The following is a 14,332-nucleotide window of genomic DNA, read 5'->3' as shown; positions in this document are numbered from 1 at the left end:
TCCTAATTAATGTTTGAAATGGCGCACGCCAGTAAATACCAAGGCCACACCTAATTCATCAGCTTTTTTGATAGAATCTTTATCTTTGATACTACCACCAGGCTCCACGATAGCTGTGATCCCATGGGCAGCAGCATAAGCGACACTATCGTCCATCGGGAAAAATGCGTCCGAAGCTAAGATGGCATCTTTGAAAGCTGGTTTGGTTTGCGCTTTTTCAATGGCAATTTTTACAGAGTCGATCCGATTTTGTTGTCCAGCGCCGACACCCAACGTTTGGTCTGCCGTGGTAACAACGATGGCATTGCTCTTCACATGTTTGACAACGGTTTGACCAAATTGCAAAGCTTTCATTTGGGCTTCTGTCGGCTGCTTCTTGCTGACAACTGTAAATTGATCAATCGTTTCATGAGTTTGATCGCCTTCCTGCACCAGAATACCACCCATGATCCCTGTGATTTCGCGATCAGCAGCAGCTTTTGGTTGGCTAAAGTCTACCGTCAGTAAGCGCAAATTCTTTTTCTTCGCTAAAATGGCAAAAGCTTCATCAGTATAGCTTGGGGCAATAATGATCTCTAAAAAGAGTTCGTGCATTTTAGCCGCTGTTTGCGCATCTACTTCTCGGTTCAAAGCGATGATCCCGCCAAAAATAGAAATTGGATCAGATTCATAAGCTTTATCCCAAGCTGATTCCAAATTGTCAGCTTCACCGATCCCGCAAGGATTCATATGTTTCAACGCAACCACTGCTGGCCGTTCTGTAAATTCAGCGATGATCTGCAAAGCAGCGTTCGCATCACGTAAATTATTGTAAGAAAGCGCCTTGCCGTGTAATTGTTTTGCGTGCACCATCGAATACGCTGGGGCCATTGGATCCGCATAAAACGCCGCTTTTTGATGACTATTTTCGCCATAGCGCATACTCTGCTGCTTATTATAGGTCAATGTCAATGTTTCTGGTTCAGGGTCAGTAGTAAAGTAGGCTGCAATCAAGGCATCATAAGCTGCTGTGTGTCGAAATACCTTGGCAGCTAATTGCTGCCGAAAAGCAGCGGATAAACTATCTTCGCGTAAAGCAGTGATGACCGCCTCATAATCTTGTGGATCGACCACGGGTACGACCGCTGCAAAATTCTTGGCAGCTGAGCGTAACATCGATGGCCCGCCAATATCAATATTCTCAATGGCTTGAGCTTGAGTGACCTCTGGTTTTTGAATGGTTTCTTTAAATGGATAGAGATTTACACAGACAAGATCAATCGGTTGAATGCCTTGTTCAGCTAACATCTGCATGTGTTCTGGGTTGTCACGTTTAGCTAGTAGGCCACCATGAACCGCTGGATGTAATGTTTTAACCCGACCATCTAACATCTCTGGAAAATGGGTCACTGCTTCAATATTAATGGCGGGAACGCCAGCATCACTCAAGATACGTAAAGTTCCGCCAGTGGAAATCAATTCATAATCTAAAGCAACGAGGGCTTTGGCAAAATCAACCAGACCAGTTTTATCAGAAACACTTAGTAAAGCTCTTTTCATGAGAATTAGACGACTCCTTCTGTAATCAATTCTTTAACAACACGAGGATACAATTGATGCTCAATTTGGTGAATGCGGTTTTCTAAAGTAGCTAAGGTATCCGTTGGGTCAATGCGTACCGTCTCTTGAGCGATGATCGGACCTGAATCAACCCCGGCGTCAATAAAATGAATCGTGACACCAGTTACTTTAACACCAGCTTTAAAGGCGTCTTCGATCCCATGAGCACCAGGAAAAGCTGGTAGTAAGGCTGGGTGAATATTCAAAATGTGGCCTTGATAAGCGTTCAACAAAGTTGGGCCAACAATCCGCATATACCCCGCCAACAAGATCAGATCGATATGGCGCTGCTTGAGCGCTTGTAACATTGCTGTCTCTGCTTGCGACTTGTCAGCATACTTCGTGAAATTTACATAAACACTAGGTACACCTAGTTCTTGACTACGCTGATGTACGGCAGCCTGTTTGCGATCATAGATCAATAACTCAATCGATACATCTGAGCGCCAATGCTGAAGCTGTTGCACCAAAGCCACAAAATTAGTCCCCGTTCCGGAAGCAAAAATAGCAATTTTTTTCGTCATATTTGGCTGCTCCCCGTGAAGATCACAGCTGCTTCTTGGCGGGGTACCACTTGTCCCAATTGATAGTAGGTTTCGCCTTGTGCTTGTAATATTGCTTCAACTTCAGCGCGCTGTGCCGGTTTGACCACTAACACTATACCAATGCCCAAATTGAAAGTTTGTAACATATCTTTAGCCGATAAGTGCCCTAGTTTTTGTAACCAGGTAAAAATTTTAGGTACCTGCCAAGCATCTTGGTCGATCTGGACGGCTAATTGATCTGGTAGGATTCGTGGCAAATTTTCCACCAAGCCACCACCCGTGATATGAGCCACACCAGTCAATAATTGCTGTTGCAATAACGGTTGTAACAGCCGGGCATATATTCGTGTCGGCGTTAATAAGGCCGTTGTGACATCAGTTCCTAGTTCAGGAATATCATCGGTTAACTTAAAGTTGTGATCTTTGAATAAAATCTGGCGCACTAAGGAATACCCATTGGAATGCAAGCCTGAACTCGGTAAGCCTAACAAAATATCACCAGCCACGACGTGCTCTGGCAGCAAGCGTTGTTCTTTCTCTACGATACCAGTGGCAAACCCCGCCAAATCGTAATGTTTAGGTGCATACATATCTGGCATTTCGGCTGTTTCGCCGCCAATTAAGCTTAAATCGCTCAATTCACAAGCCTTTTTAATTCCCTGAACGATAGCGGCAACTTGGTCGGGATCAACTTGATGAATGCCTAAATAGTCTAGGAAAAACAACGGCTTTGCCCCTTGAGCCACAATATCATTCACACACATTGCGACTAGATCCTGCCCGATGGTATGACAGTTATTCGCCGCAATTGCCACTAACAATTTGGTACCGACGCCGTCACTACCAGATACCAATACCGGTTCTTGGTAGCCACGAGGCAGCGCATAGAGGGAACCAAAACCACCCACACCAGCGAGTACATTGGCGTCTTGAGTCGAAGCGGTCATTTGCGCGATTTTAGCGACAGCAGCATCACCAGCAGCAATATTCACACCAGCAGCAGTATAGGCATCTTGGGTCATTAGGAAACCTCCTGTTTCAGTCGTTTCGGTGCTTTGACATGTAATCGTTGTAATTCTGCTTGTAATTCGGCTTCAAAGTCATAAAGCGGCGTTGGGTAGTCACCATTAAAATATGCCACACATAAGCCGCCATTCGGTGCAGTCGTCTTTAATCCTATCGCCTTGATCAAACTAGTCACGCTTAAAAAACCTAATGATTTAGAACCGAATGTTTGATTCATTTCTGGAATCGACTGATGGGCTGCGATCAAATCCTTGGTCGATTGAATGTCGATGCCATAATAACAAGGAAACTTCAAAGCCGGTGAAGCAATGCGTAAATGTACTTCTTTGGCACCTGCTTCAAGCAGCAGCCGCACAATATATTTACAAGTTGTGCCGCGAACAATCGAATCATCTACTAACACAACCCGCTTCCCCGCAACGACCCCACGAACAGCGGAAAGCTTCATCCGCACACTTCGTTCTCTTAGGTCTTGATTAGGTTGAATAAACGTCCGGGCAATATACTGATTTTTGACCAGACCCATTTCATAAGGAATTCCACTGGCTTCAGCATAGCCCCAAGCAGCCGATAAAGAAGAATTCGGCACACCGACCACAATATCAGCATCAGCTGGTTGCTCTTTAGCCAATAATCGGCCCATAGTTTTGCGCGCGTGGTGAACGTTGACCCCATGGATATCTGAATCTGGCCGGGCAAAGTAGATATATTCCATTGAACAAACGGCCAGTTGTGTTTCTTTCGTGTAATAATCGACCTTATAGCCCGTATCGTCAATAATAATTAGTTCGCCAGGTTGAATATCGCGAATAATTTTTGCATTTACTGAGTCTAACGCGCAACTTTCACTAGCCACGACGTATGCTCCAGCAGTCGTTTGCCCCAAGATCAGAGGCCGTAACCCATTGGGATCAACAGCCGCATAGAGCTTTTTCTCGGTCATCAACAGAAAAGCAAAACCGCCTTTAACCGTACGTAAGGATTCCTTCAACTGATCTAGAAAAGCCGTATGTGAGGAACGCCGAAGTAAATGAATCAAAATTTCCGTATCAGAAGTGGTATGAAAAATGGCGCCTTCATTCTCCAAATGTTCTTTTAGACTAAACGCATTAGTCAAATTGCCATTATGTGCTAAGGCCATGTCACCATTGGAAAATCGAAACATTAAAGGCTGAATATTATCAAAATTTTTACCGCCAGCAGTCGTATAGCGCACATGCCCGATCGCTGCCCGGCCCGTCAGTTTTGCTAAGTTTTTAGGATCATTGAATACCTGGCTCAACAACCCTAGGCCCTTGTAATTGAGCAGTGTGCCTTGATCATTAGACGTAATGCCCGCACCCTCTTGGCCTCGATGCTGTAGGCTATGCAGCCCGTAGTAAGTAATATTACTGGCATTATCGGCACCCCAAATACCGAAAACGCCACATTCTTCATTTAAACTTCTTACTTCAGCAGACATGGCAAACTCCCTTCAAAAATCCCTTTAGCTTTAGGTAAATCGATAGTAGCTGTTTGGCTGTCTCCAGCAATGGTTACTTTTGTTCCACGTGAAACGTGACCAATTAGTTCAGCCTGTTTGACTTGAGCTTCGAAAGCTAGCCGCTGCTTAGGATCTACCGTCACAACAAAGCGTGACTGTGTTTCAGCAAACAGCCAAGCAAATGGGTGTTGCCAAGTGAGTTCAAGCCCCAATTCAGTTTTAGCCGCAAAGCAGCTTTCCAATAACGCCGTCATCAAGCCACCTTTAGAGACATCATGGGCGCTTTGGATCAAACCGGTTTTAATCGCTGCTAAAACAGTAGCTTGTATGTCCTGTTCATAAGCAAGGTCAAATGGGAATAGCTTACCGCTAATGGCGCCGGCCTGTAATTTTTGGATTTCTGAGCCATTGAAATCGTCCTTAGTTTGACCGATCACATAAACGAGATCATCTGCTTTTTTGAAATCGATCGTTGTAATGTGCTCTAAATCTTCGATCAAGCCCACCATACCCACAACTGGCGTTGGGTAGATTGCTTCACCGTTGGTTTCGTTATAAAGTGAAACATTCCCAGAAATCACAGGGGTCTTGAGCATTTCACAAGCTGCCGACATACCAGCAGCTGCCTCAGCAAGCTCATAAAAATGATCAGGCTTTTCAGGATTGCCAAAATTCAAGCAGTCTGTAATTGCCAAAGGCTGGCCGCCAGTGGCCACAATATTACGTGCCGCCTCACTTACAGCAATCGCTCCGCCAACTTTAGGGTCTAAATAGAGATAACGCGCATTGCCATCCATCGTCATTGCTAAAGCTTTACGGGTACCACGAATCCGTAGCGCGGCTGCATCGCCGCCTGGTTTGACCACTGTATTGGTTTTTACTTGAGAATCATAAGTTTCATAAATCGCCCGTTTAGATGCAATCGTTGCTTGGCCGAGTAACTGATAGACCGTTTCAGCAAAATCTTGGATCTCCGGTTGGAATTGAGTAGTTGTCGGATTTTGTAAATGTGCCGGTAACGTCTTTTCCCGCTCATAAACAGGGGCATCATCCACCAACGCAGTCACTGGCACATCCGTTACTAAATGACCTTGATGATATAGCTGATACTGTTTACTTTCGGTGACATAACCGATCTTGACGGCATCTAATTCATATTTAGCAAAGACATCAAAAATTTCTTGTTCATAACCCTTGCGCACGCATAAAAGCATCCGTTCTTGAGACTCAGATAACATCATTTCATAAGGCGTCATGTTAGGTTCACGTGTTGGCACCTGATCTAGATTTAAAATCATCCCTGTCCCAGCCTTAGAAGCCATCTCCGCTGAAGATGATACCAGCCCCGCAGCCCCCATATCTTGAATCCCTACCAAAGCTGCTTGATGCTGCCGGATCACTTCTAAACAAGCATCCATCAATAATTTCTCCATGAATGGATCGCCGACTTGGACGGCTGAACGATCACTTTCGTTGTCATCGCTGAATTCTTCTGAAGCAAACGTTGCTCCATGAATGCCATCACGACCAGTTTTAGCGCCAACATAGATAATACTGTTTTCTTCACCGCGCGCTTGACCCACTTGCATATCGGCTTGATTCAAAATACCAACACACATTGCATTCACTAAAGGATTGGCCGTATAAGAAGCGTCAAAGGTCGTTTCACCGCCAACTGTAGGAATCCCAATACAGTTACCATAGTCAGCAATCCCTTTGACTACTTCTGAAACCAAATATTTCGTCCGTGGATCATTCAACTCACCAAATCGCAAACTATCCAAAATAGCGATGGGCTGAGCACCCATAGAGAAAATATCGCGAATGATCCCGCCGACACCTGTTGCTGCACCCTCATAAGGCTCCACGGCTGACGGATGATTATGACTTTCCGCTTTGAAGACAACTGCTTGACCGTCACCAATATCAACGATACCCGCCCCTTCGCCAGGGCCCTGCAACACTTGTGGGCCAGTTGTGGGGAATTGTTTCAAAACCGGCTTTGAATTCTTATAAGAACAATGCTCACTCCACATTACCGCAAACAAACCAGTCTCCGTATAATTTGGTAAGCGATCTAATAACCGACAAGCACGTGTGTACTCCTCAGTCGTCATACCCCAGGATTGATATAATTTCGTTGCTTGAATTTCTTTTGCCGTTGGCTCAGTCATCGTTGATTCGATCATAACCGGACTCCTTTAATTGAATTCACTCAAATTTGCTGTCTATTGCAACAAAGAACTTAATAAACGCTGCCCGTCAGTATTGCCTAAGATAGCTTCCACCGCACGCTCTGGGTGAGGCATCATCCCTAAAACATTGCCACGTTCATTGCAGATCCCTGCAATATCAGCCACACTACCATTGGGATTATCTTGATAGCGAAAAACGATTTGATGATTTGCTTCTAACTGTGCCAACGTTTCTGCATCACAGTAATAGTTACCTTCGCCATGAGCCACAGGTAACGTGATCACCTCATCTTTTTCAAAACGGTTCGAAAAAGGCGTGTTAGGATTAGCCACTGTCAATTGAACATCTTTACAAATAAAAGCTAAATCCTTATTCTCATGCAATGCTCCTGGTAATAAGCCAGCTTCCGTTAAAATCTGAAAGCCATTACAAACGCCCAAAACTAAGCCGCCGTTATTGGCAAAATCAATGATTGCCGGCATAATCGGTGCAAACCGGGCAATGGCCCCCGTTCGTAAATAATCGCCGTAGGAAAATCCACCTGGAATCAAAACCGCATCAATGTCATTTAATTGAGTAGCTGTATGCGGTACATAGGTCACTTCAGCTTGTAATTGGTCTTGCACGGCATAATACATATCCGCATCACAATTAGAACCAGGGAAAACGATCACTGCAAAACGCATTAGGCCATCTCCACTTCTTCGATTTCGTAACGATAGGTTTCCATATTGACGTTGACTAACAATTGGTCACATAAGGCTTTCACAACGGCATCAACATCTTTCGTATCTGCCGCAAGCTGCAATTCAAAATATTTGCCCATGGTGACATTTTCAACTTGTGAATAGTCCATCCGATGTAGAGCCGCTTTGATGCTCTCGCCCTTGGGATCAAGAATCGAAGGTTTATAAGTCACATAGATTTTAGCTAAGTACATTGGCATTTTGCTCCTTATCTTCAATACGATGTAAGACTTCCTGATAGGCTGGGATCATATCCCCTAACCCCTTGCGAAAAATATCTTTATCTAAGGACTGCTGGGTTTTTTTATCCAACAAGCGCATATTATCTGGGGACAGCTCATCAGCCAAAAGGATCTCTCCTGAACTAGTCAAACCAAATTCCAGTTTGAAATCCACTAGTGTGATCCCCAATTGATCGAATAATTGTTTCAAAACTTGATTAACTAATAGGGCTTTGGTTTTCAAAGCTTCAATTTGTGCTTCAGTGGCAATCTCCAACGCCAAGATCTGCGCATCGTTGATAAAGGGATCATCTAACGCATCACTTTTGTAATAAAATTCCACGATAGGCCGATTAAATTGCATTAGGTGCGGTACCGCGAATTTGGTTTCGAAATGCCCAGAAGCCAAGTTACGCAAAACTACTTCTAAGGGAATCATTTTAACTTTATGTAGCAATTGTTCTGTCGCTGAAACCTGCTTAATGAAGTGTGAGGCAACCCCGTTGGCCTTTAAATAATTGAATAAATGACTCGTGATCTGATTATTCAACGTCCCTTTATGGGCCACATTGACCTTCTTTTTGCCATTTAGCGCCGTGGCTTGATCCTTATAGACCGCTAAAATAACCTCAGGATCTTCAGTGGCATAGATTTTTTTAGCTTTACCTTCATATAGTAATTCTGTCTTAGTCAACGTTTGGCACTCCTTTATCTTGTTTTTCAAATGCTAAAGCAGCTGTGATCAAGGGACTGAGTTCTGGCCCTAGAATCGTCACATGACCTAGTTTGCGTTGCGGCCGAATCTCTGCTTTGCCGTAGTCATGAAAATGCCACTCTGGGTGCTGTGGTAATTGCTGCCGGGCAAGACTTAACTCTTCACCCAACAGATTAAACATTACAGCTGGTTGTATTTGCCGAATTTCTGGAATCGGCAACCCACAAATACTGCGAATGTGGGCTTCAAATTGAGAAACATTGCAGGCTTCAATACTATAATGACCAGAATTATGGGGCCGTGGCGCGAGTTCGTTGACTACCAGTTGATTGGCTTCAGTCACGAAAAATTCGATACCTAAAACACCGCGCAGCTCTAACCCTTTGGCAATCGTGGTGGCCGCTTGAACCACTTGCTGCACGATCTCAGATGATACGCGGGCAGGGACAATGCTGCGATGCAAAATGTGAGCCGAATGCTGATTTTCTGAAAGCGGAAAAACACGAACGTTCCCTGTTACTGTACGGGTCACCATAACTGAGACCTCTTTAGTAAAATCTAACCGCGCTTCTAAAATACAAGGTGTTTGGGTATACAGTTCCTGGGCAGCTGCATAATCACGAGCTGTATTAATATCAACTTGACCATGCCCATCATAGCCGCCACTCGTTGTTTTCAAAATTGCGGGCAAACCAACAGACCTGACAGCCGCTTCAAAACTATGGTCATCATTCACAGCCGCAAAGGCAACCGTGGGTAACTGATGTTGGCGTAAAAAATTCTTTTCATTTAACCGGTCAGATGTAATAGCTAATAGGTCAACACCTTGGGGCAATTGTCGGCTTGAAAGTGACTTAAGAGTTGTCGTAGCAACATTTTCAAACTCATAAGTCAAGACATCACAACGCTGGATCAGTTCATCCATAGCAGCTTGGTCTTCATAGGCAGCCACGATTTGAAAGTCGCTGACTTGAGCTGCGGGTGCATCTGGTGTTGGATCCAGAATGCCCACTTTGTAGCCCATACTTTTAGCACTTAAAGCCAGCATTTGACCAAGTTGACCGCCACCGATAATTCCAATGGTAGCAGGCGGTAAAATCACATCATTATTCAACAAGCTGCTCACTGCTTTCTACTGAGGATTGATGTTGGGTCTGACGAAATTCAAGTAGGCGCTGGGTAAGAGCTGTATCCGTCACACTTAAAATTGAGGCAGCCAATAGCGCTGCATTGCGGGCGCCTGCCGAACCGATCGCTACGGTTGCGACTGGCACACCTGCCGGCATTTGTACGATGGACAGCAACGAATCCAGGCCATTTAATGTTCGTGTTTTTATTGGTACCCCGATCACTGGCAACGTAGTCTTTGCCGCGATCATCCCGGGTAAATGTGCCGCACCCCCAGCACCGGCAATAATCACTTTAAGCCCATTATCACGAGCCTTATCCGCAAAATCCATCATTTCATCGGGCATTCGGTGGGCTGAGATAACTTGCTTAGAAAATGGCACACCAAGTTCAGTTAATTGTTCGGCTGCCAATTTCATCGTATCCCAGTCAGACTTTGATCCCATCACAATTGCAACAGATACCACCATCACGACCTCTTTTCTAATGTTTGTGTTTTCAGTCTAAAGGTCAACTTAATAATTGTCAATAGTTTTTACAAACATTATTACATTAATTTAATTATAATGTTCGTGTTTTGTTAAAATACCCGATTATCGCTATACTTTAAGCATCATTACTGTCCTACATAAATCCACGATCCCCTCAGGAGGAAAAATATGAGAACAATTTTAATTGCCGACGACAACGCTGACCTCCGCTTATTGGTCAAAAAGCAGCTATCTGAGCAGGGTTATACCGTCTTGACAGCCAATGATGGCGCCCAAGCCGTTCAAGTTGGCACGCAAGAACCGATCGATATGGCTATTCTAGATGTTATGATGCCAAAAAAAGATGGCTTCGCTGTCACCAAAGTCATCCGCACGCAAAAAAAGGAACTGCCTATTTTAATTTTGACCGCTAAAAGTGATATTTTTGATAAACAGCAAGGTTATGAAGCTGGGGCTGATGACTATTTAACGAAACCCTTTGATATCCGTGAATTACTATTTAAAATGCAGGCTCTTTTCCGCCGTTACCAAGGTGATACCCAAACAAAGCTTACCGTGGGCGACTTGGTTTTAGATATCAATAACTACAGTCTGACCAAGGGAGATCAAGAGTTGTTCTTGCCCCGTAAAGAGTTTGAAGTGTTAGAAAGTTTAGCGCAACATCCCAATCAGATTTTTAACCGGGATCAATTACTGACTAACATTTGGGGGGCAGATTACGAAGGCTCTGACCGTACCGTAGATGTCCATATCAAACGGCTGCGCGATCATCTTGCCGATGATCAAACTGTGCGTATCGTTACTGTTAGAGGCTTAGGTTATCGCCTCGAGGTGCAGGGATGAGCATATTTAAACGCAGTCTTTCCCACAAAGTTATTATGTGGACCTGTCTCATTTTGATTTTTAGTTTTGGCATTGGTTTCTTGGTAGCCAATCAATACTATCATCACGTCCTAAAGCCCAAAAATGATGCTAAAATAACTGCCATCGCTAAAAATGTCCAACGCTTTTATAACCACCTTCCTAAAAATGAAGGTCCGAATTATCTTAAAAGTGTTGCCAAAACTGGTTATGATTTAGCTGTTTATACGAACAAAGCCCAGCCCCACTATTACGGTGAACCCTTTCGCATTGCTCAGCTTAATGCCAGTGCCCGTGAACAAGTCCAATCTGGTCATGTTTATCATGGGATTCGTCAGTATGACCACGGCCCACTCATCACCGGCTTTTTTGCCAATGATATCCATAATACGATCGGTGTTCCTTTAAAAAATAAGCAAGCCCTCTTCATTCGACCTAATGCCAATGCCCAGTTTGGTGAACTCCGCGGCTATCTTGTGTTGATCGGTGTGATCAGCAGTCTTCTAGGCCTTTTCCTATTGATCATCGTGGCTGAACGGCGACTAGTTCATCCGCTCAAGCAACTGACACAGGCAACCAGTCACATTGCTAGCGGCGACTTTCAAGTTCATTTGGCCGACCATGGCAGCGATGAAATTGGTCAATTAACCACTAGTTTCAAAACTATGACACAGCAATTAGCGCAAGTAGAGCGCAGCCGTAATGAATTTGTGGCTAATGTCTCCCACGACTTACAATCCCCTCTAGCCGCTTTAAATGGCTACGCTGACCAGTTGGCCGATGCGAAAATCAGTCCCCAGCAGAAAGCACAAGCTGTTGAAATCATCCGCTCTGAAACCAAACGGCTCTCAGCTTTAACGAAAAACCTCCTATTGTTAGCAACTCTAGATCAAGAAGCTACTTTGGACTTTCAGCAAGCCATTGAGCTAGATCAGCAACTACGTGAAGTTATTCGAACCTTTTCCTATCAATTAGATGAAAAAGATCTTTTCGTGGATGCCCGCTTAAAAAAGGCGACGATCACGGGTAATCAGGATTTACTATTTCAAGTTTGGCAGAATCTGCTGACTAACGCGATCCGTTACGCGCCAGCTGCGAGTGACATTGTCGTTCAATTAACGACGACCGCCAATGCAATTGCTGTGGCGATCACCAACTTTGGCCCCCCAATCTCAGCCAATGAGCAACAAAAGATCTTTGACCGCTTTTATCAATCGGATCAATCCCGCGCGGCTCGCAATCATAGTGGCCTAGGGCTCGCCATCGCCTATAAAGTCATTCAGCTCCATCATGGCCAATTAATTGTCTCCAGCACAAAAGCTGCCGGGACCACCTTTACGGTGAAATTTCCGCAAAAGTGACAACTTGTAACATTTCGTTCATATTCAGTTAACATTCCCCCGTTATATTAGAATCATCGAAGGCCAAGCGAAAACGTGAACTAAGCATGGCACAAACCAACCAGTCAAACGCAGCTTGGTTATCATTGGATTCAATATATAGGGGGAATTGTTATGTTTCTTGCTTTAAGAGAATTAAAACAACAAAAATTAAGATATGGTCTCGTGGGTTTAATTATCTTTTTGATCATTTTCTTGGTACTCTTCATTACCGGATTGGCTAATGGGCTGACCAACGACACCACTTCCGCATTAGAAAAAAGCCCGGCCGAAACCTTTGTTTTACAAAAGGGCTCTGAAAATCGACTTAACCGATCTAAAATTTCAACGGCTGATGCCAAGAAAATTCAGGATCAAGTCGGTGGTACCGCAATGAACGTCCAACAAACCACCGTCCAAACTAAAAATAATGCTGATAAGAAAACGGACGTGGCCTACTTTGCTATGAATGCCAACAGCAGCTTTGTACCTACAGCCACCAATGGCAAAACTTTAAGCAATCAAAAAAACGGCATCATCGTCAGCGATAAATTAAAGGAAAACGGCTATAAAGTCGGCAGTGTCCTCAAAGATAGTATTTCTGGTAAGAACATGAAAATTATTGGTTTCGTTAATAATCTTTCCTACGCCCATACGCCGGTAGTCTACATGTCCACTAAGCTCTACCAAACAATCAGTCCGCAAATGGCCCAAGGTTTGACTTACAATACAGTCGCCACTAAAAGTAATGCCAGCAATCTAGACTTGACTGGCTTTACCAAGTCAGCTAAAGCAACGATTATCGACAACATTCCGGGACATTCTGCTGAAAGTGGCTCTTTGACCATGATGATCACGTTCTTATATGTCATCTCCATCGTGGTTCTAGCGGTCTTCTTCTATGTCATTACCATTCAAAAACTAAGAGAGTTCGGCACGTTAAAAGCCATCGGGACATCAACCAGTTACCTCGCTCGGAACTTGATCTATGAAATTGGTCTGATCACACTTGGCGCCATTGCCATCGGTAGTCTCGTTATCTTCGGCCTCAGTTACGTCATGCCAAGTGGGATGCCATTCATCATGGGTGGCTCAACCATCGCCTTCACGGCCGGTATCTTTATCGTTGTCGCCGTCATCAGTTCACTTGTATCCCTTGTTAAAATTGCCAAAGTTGATCCCGTCAGTGCCATTGGAGGTAACGCCTAATGAAAACAATGAATCAAGATATTCAAACTACAAATAGCTTAAGCATGAACCATGTCATCAAATATTATCAAGATGGTCAAAGTAAAATTGAAGTCTTAAAAGATGTCAGTCTTTCCGTCAAACCAGGTGAATTTGCTGCAATCGTTGGCCCTAGCGGTGCTGGTAAGAGTACCTTGCTTTCCATCGCCGGTGCACTCCTGACCCCATCCGAAGGGCGAATTACCCTTGCTGGTCAAGAAGTGACCGAACTTAGTGCCAAAGCACGAACCCAATTACGGCAAAAAGAAATTGGCTTTATTTTTCAAAACTCCGAGTTGATCCCCTACTTGACAGTCGAAGATCAGCTCCGTTACGTCACTAAGCTGGCTAAACTTAAGGTCAGTGATCAAGATATTGTCAACCTCTTAGATCACTTGGGCTTACGTCATCGCCTAGACAACCTGCCTGGCCAACTATCTGGTGGTGAACGCCAACGGGTTGCCATCGCCCGGGCCTTCATCAATGATCCCGCCATCATTTTGGCTGACGAACCTACCGCTAGTCTAGACTCTACGCGCGGTCGACAAGTCGTTGAAATGCTCGCCCAAGAGACCCATACCAATCATAAAGCTGCAATCATGGTGACCCATGATGAACGCGTGTTGGATCTAGTTGACAAAATCTATGAAATCGAAGACGGCAAGTTGACGTTAAGATAGATAGGTTATGGTCAAATATAAAAAAACAGCTAACA

Annotated in this window: 14 protein-coding genes; 4 read left to right on the top strand and 10 right to left on the bottom strand. The window is 44.3% G+C overall.

Features of this window, described 5'->3' with window-relative positions:
- Positions 1–6 precede the first annotated feature (6 nt).
- The 10 genes from purH to purE are packed head-to-tail and all read right to left on the bottom strand — an operon-like array spanning position 7 to position 10,129.
- Positions 7–1,539: a bifunctional phosphoribosylaminoimidazolecarboxamide formyltransferase/IMP cyclohydrolase gene (gene purH / locus FHQ08_RS04095; RefSeq protein WP_230913127.1), complete on the bottom strand. Its 1,533-nt coding sequence runs from the start codon at positions 1,537–1,539 to the stop codon at positions 7–9.
- A 5-nt stretch (positions 1,540–1,544) separates the two neighbouring features.
- Positions 1,545–2,123 carry a phosphoribosylglycinamide formyltransferase gene (gene purN / locus FHQ08_RS04090; RefSeq protein WP_230913126.1) on the bottom strand — a complete coding sequence of 193 codons (579 nt, stop codon included), beginning with the start codon at positions 2,121–2,123 and terminating at the stop codon, positions 1,545–1,547.
- Complete coding sequence (purM, locus tag FHQ08_RS04085) at positions 2,120–3,166, bottom strand: phosphoribosylformylglycinamidine cyclo-ligase (protein ID WP_230913125.1); 1,047 nt, start codon at positions 3,164–3,166, stop codon at positions 2,120–2,122. Before purM ends, purN begins: the two co-directional genes overlap by 4 nt.
- Complete coding sequence (gene purF / locus FHQ08_RS04080; protein ID WP_230913124.1) at positions 3,166–4,632, bottom strand: amidophosphoribosyltransferase; 1,467 nt, start codon at positions 4,630–4,632, stop codon at positions 3,166–3,168. The genes purM and purF overlap by 1 nt, the downstream gene beginning before the upstream one ends.
- Entirely contained in the window at positions 4,617–6,842 is a 2,226-nt protein-coding gene (gene purL, locus FHQ08_RS04075) for a phosphoribosylformylglycinamidine synthase subunit PurL (protein ID WP_230913123.1), read from the bottom strand. Before purL ends, purF begins: the two co-directional genes overlap by 16 nt.
- A 39-nt stretch (positions 6,843–6,881) precedes the next feature.
- On the bottom strand, positions 6,882–7,535 hold the full coding sequence (purQ, locus tag FHQ08_RS04070; RefSeq protein ID WP_230913122.1) for a phosphoribosylformylglycinamidine synthase subunit PurQ: 654 nt from the start codon (positions 7,533–7,535) through the stop codon (positions 6,882–6,884).
- Positions 7,535–7,789: a phosphoribosylformylglycinamidine synthase subunit PurS gene (gene purS / locus FHQ08_RS04065; protein WP_230913121.1), complete on the bottom strand. Its 255-nt coding sequence runs from the start codon at positions 7,787–7,789 to the stop codon at positions 7,535–7,537. Before purS ends, purQ begins: the two co-directional genes overlap by 1 nt.
- A complete protein-coding gene (gene purC / locus FHQ08_RS04060; RefSeq protein ID WP_230913120.1) occupies positions 7,776–8,510 on the bottom strand; it encodes a phosphoribosylaminoimidazolesuccinocarboxamide synthase in 735 nt (244 codons plus the stop codon). The genes purS and purC overlap by 14 nt, the downstream gene beginning before the upstream one ends.
- Positions 8,503–9,648 carry a 5-(carboxyamino)imidazole ribonucleotide synthase gene (purK, locus tag FHQ08_RS04055; RefSeq protein ID WP_230913119.1) on the bottom strand — a complete coding sequence of 382 codons (1,146 nt, stop codon included), beginning with the start codon at positions 9,646–9,648 and terminating at the stop codon, positions 8,503–8,505. The genes purC and purK overlap by 8 nt, the downstream gene beginning before the upstream one ends.
- Positions 9,638–10,129 carry a 5-(carboxyamino)imidazole ribonucleotide mutase gene (gene purE / locus FHQ08_RS04050; protein WP_230913118.1) on the bottom strand — a complete coding sequence of 164 codons (492 nt, stop codon included), beginning with the start codon at positions 10,127–10,129 and terminating at the stop codon, positions 9,638–9,640. The genes purK and purE overlap by 11 nt, the downstream gene beginning before the upstream one ends.
- 189 nt (positions 10,130–10,318) lie before the next feature.
- Here purE and FHQ08_RS04045 point away from each other — a divergent pair, with 189 nt between their 5' ends.
- From FHQ08_RS04045 to FHQ08_RS04030, 4 genes are all read left to right on the top strand, one after another.
- Positions 10,319–10,993, top strand: coding sequence for a response regulator transcription factor (locus tag FHQ08_RS04045; RefSeq protein ID WP_230913117.1), 675 nt, complete (start codon positions 10,319–10,321; stop codon positions 10,991–10,993).
- The gene (locus FHQ08_RS04040; RefSeq protein WP_230913116.1) at positions 10,990–12,372 is read left to right on the top strand and encodes a sensor histidine kinase; all 1,383 of its coding nucleotides are present in this window, start codon (positions 10,990–10,992) and stop codon (positions 12,370–12,372) included. Before FHQ08_RS04045 ends, FHQ08_RS04040 begins: the two co-directional genes overlap by 4 nt.
- Before the next feature lie 153 nt (positions 12,373–12,525).
- Positions 12,526–13,599 (top strand): ABC transporter permease, encoded by a 1,074-nt coding sequence (locus tag FHQ08_RS04035; protein ID WP_230913115.1) that lies wholly within the window; start codon positions 12,526–12,528, stop codon positions 13,597–13,599.
- Positions 13,599–14,297 (top strand): ABC transporter ATP-binding protein, encoded by a 699-nt coding sequence (locus FHQ08_RS04030; RefSeq protein WP_230913114.1) that lies wholly within the window; start codon positions 13,599–13,601, stop codon positions 14,295–14,297. Before FHQ08_RS04035 ends, FHQ08_RS04030 begins: the two co-directional genes overlap by 1 nt.
- Positions 14,298–14,332 lie beyond the last annotated feature (35 nt).

It is taken from the genome of Agrilactobacillus fermenti, assembly GCF_021030645.1.
GTDB lineage: Bacteria > Bacillota > Bacilli > Lactobacillales > Lactobacillaceae > Agrilactobacillus > Agrilactobacillus fermenti.
Note: the sequence above shows the minus strand (reverse complement) of the source record. Positions and strands in the feature narration are given on the sequence as shown.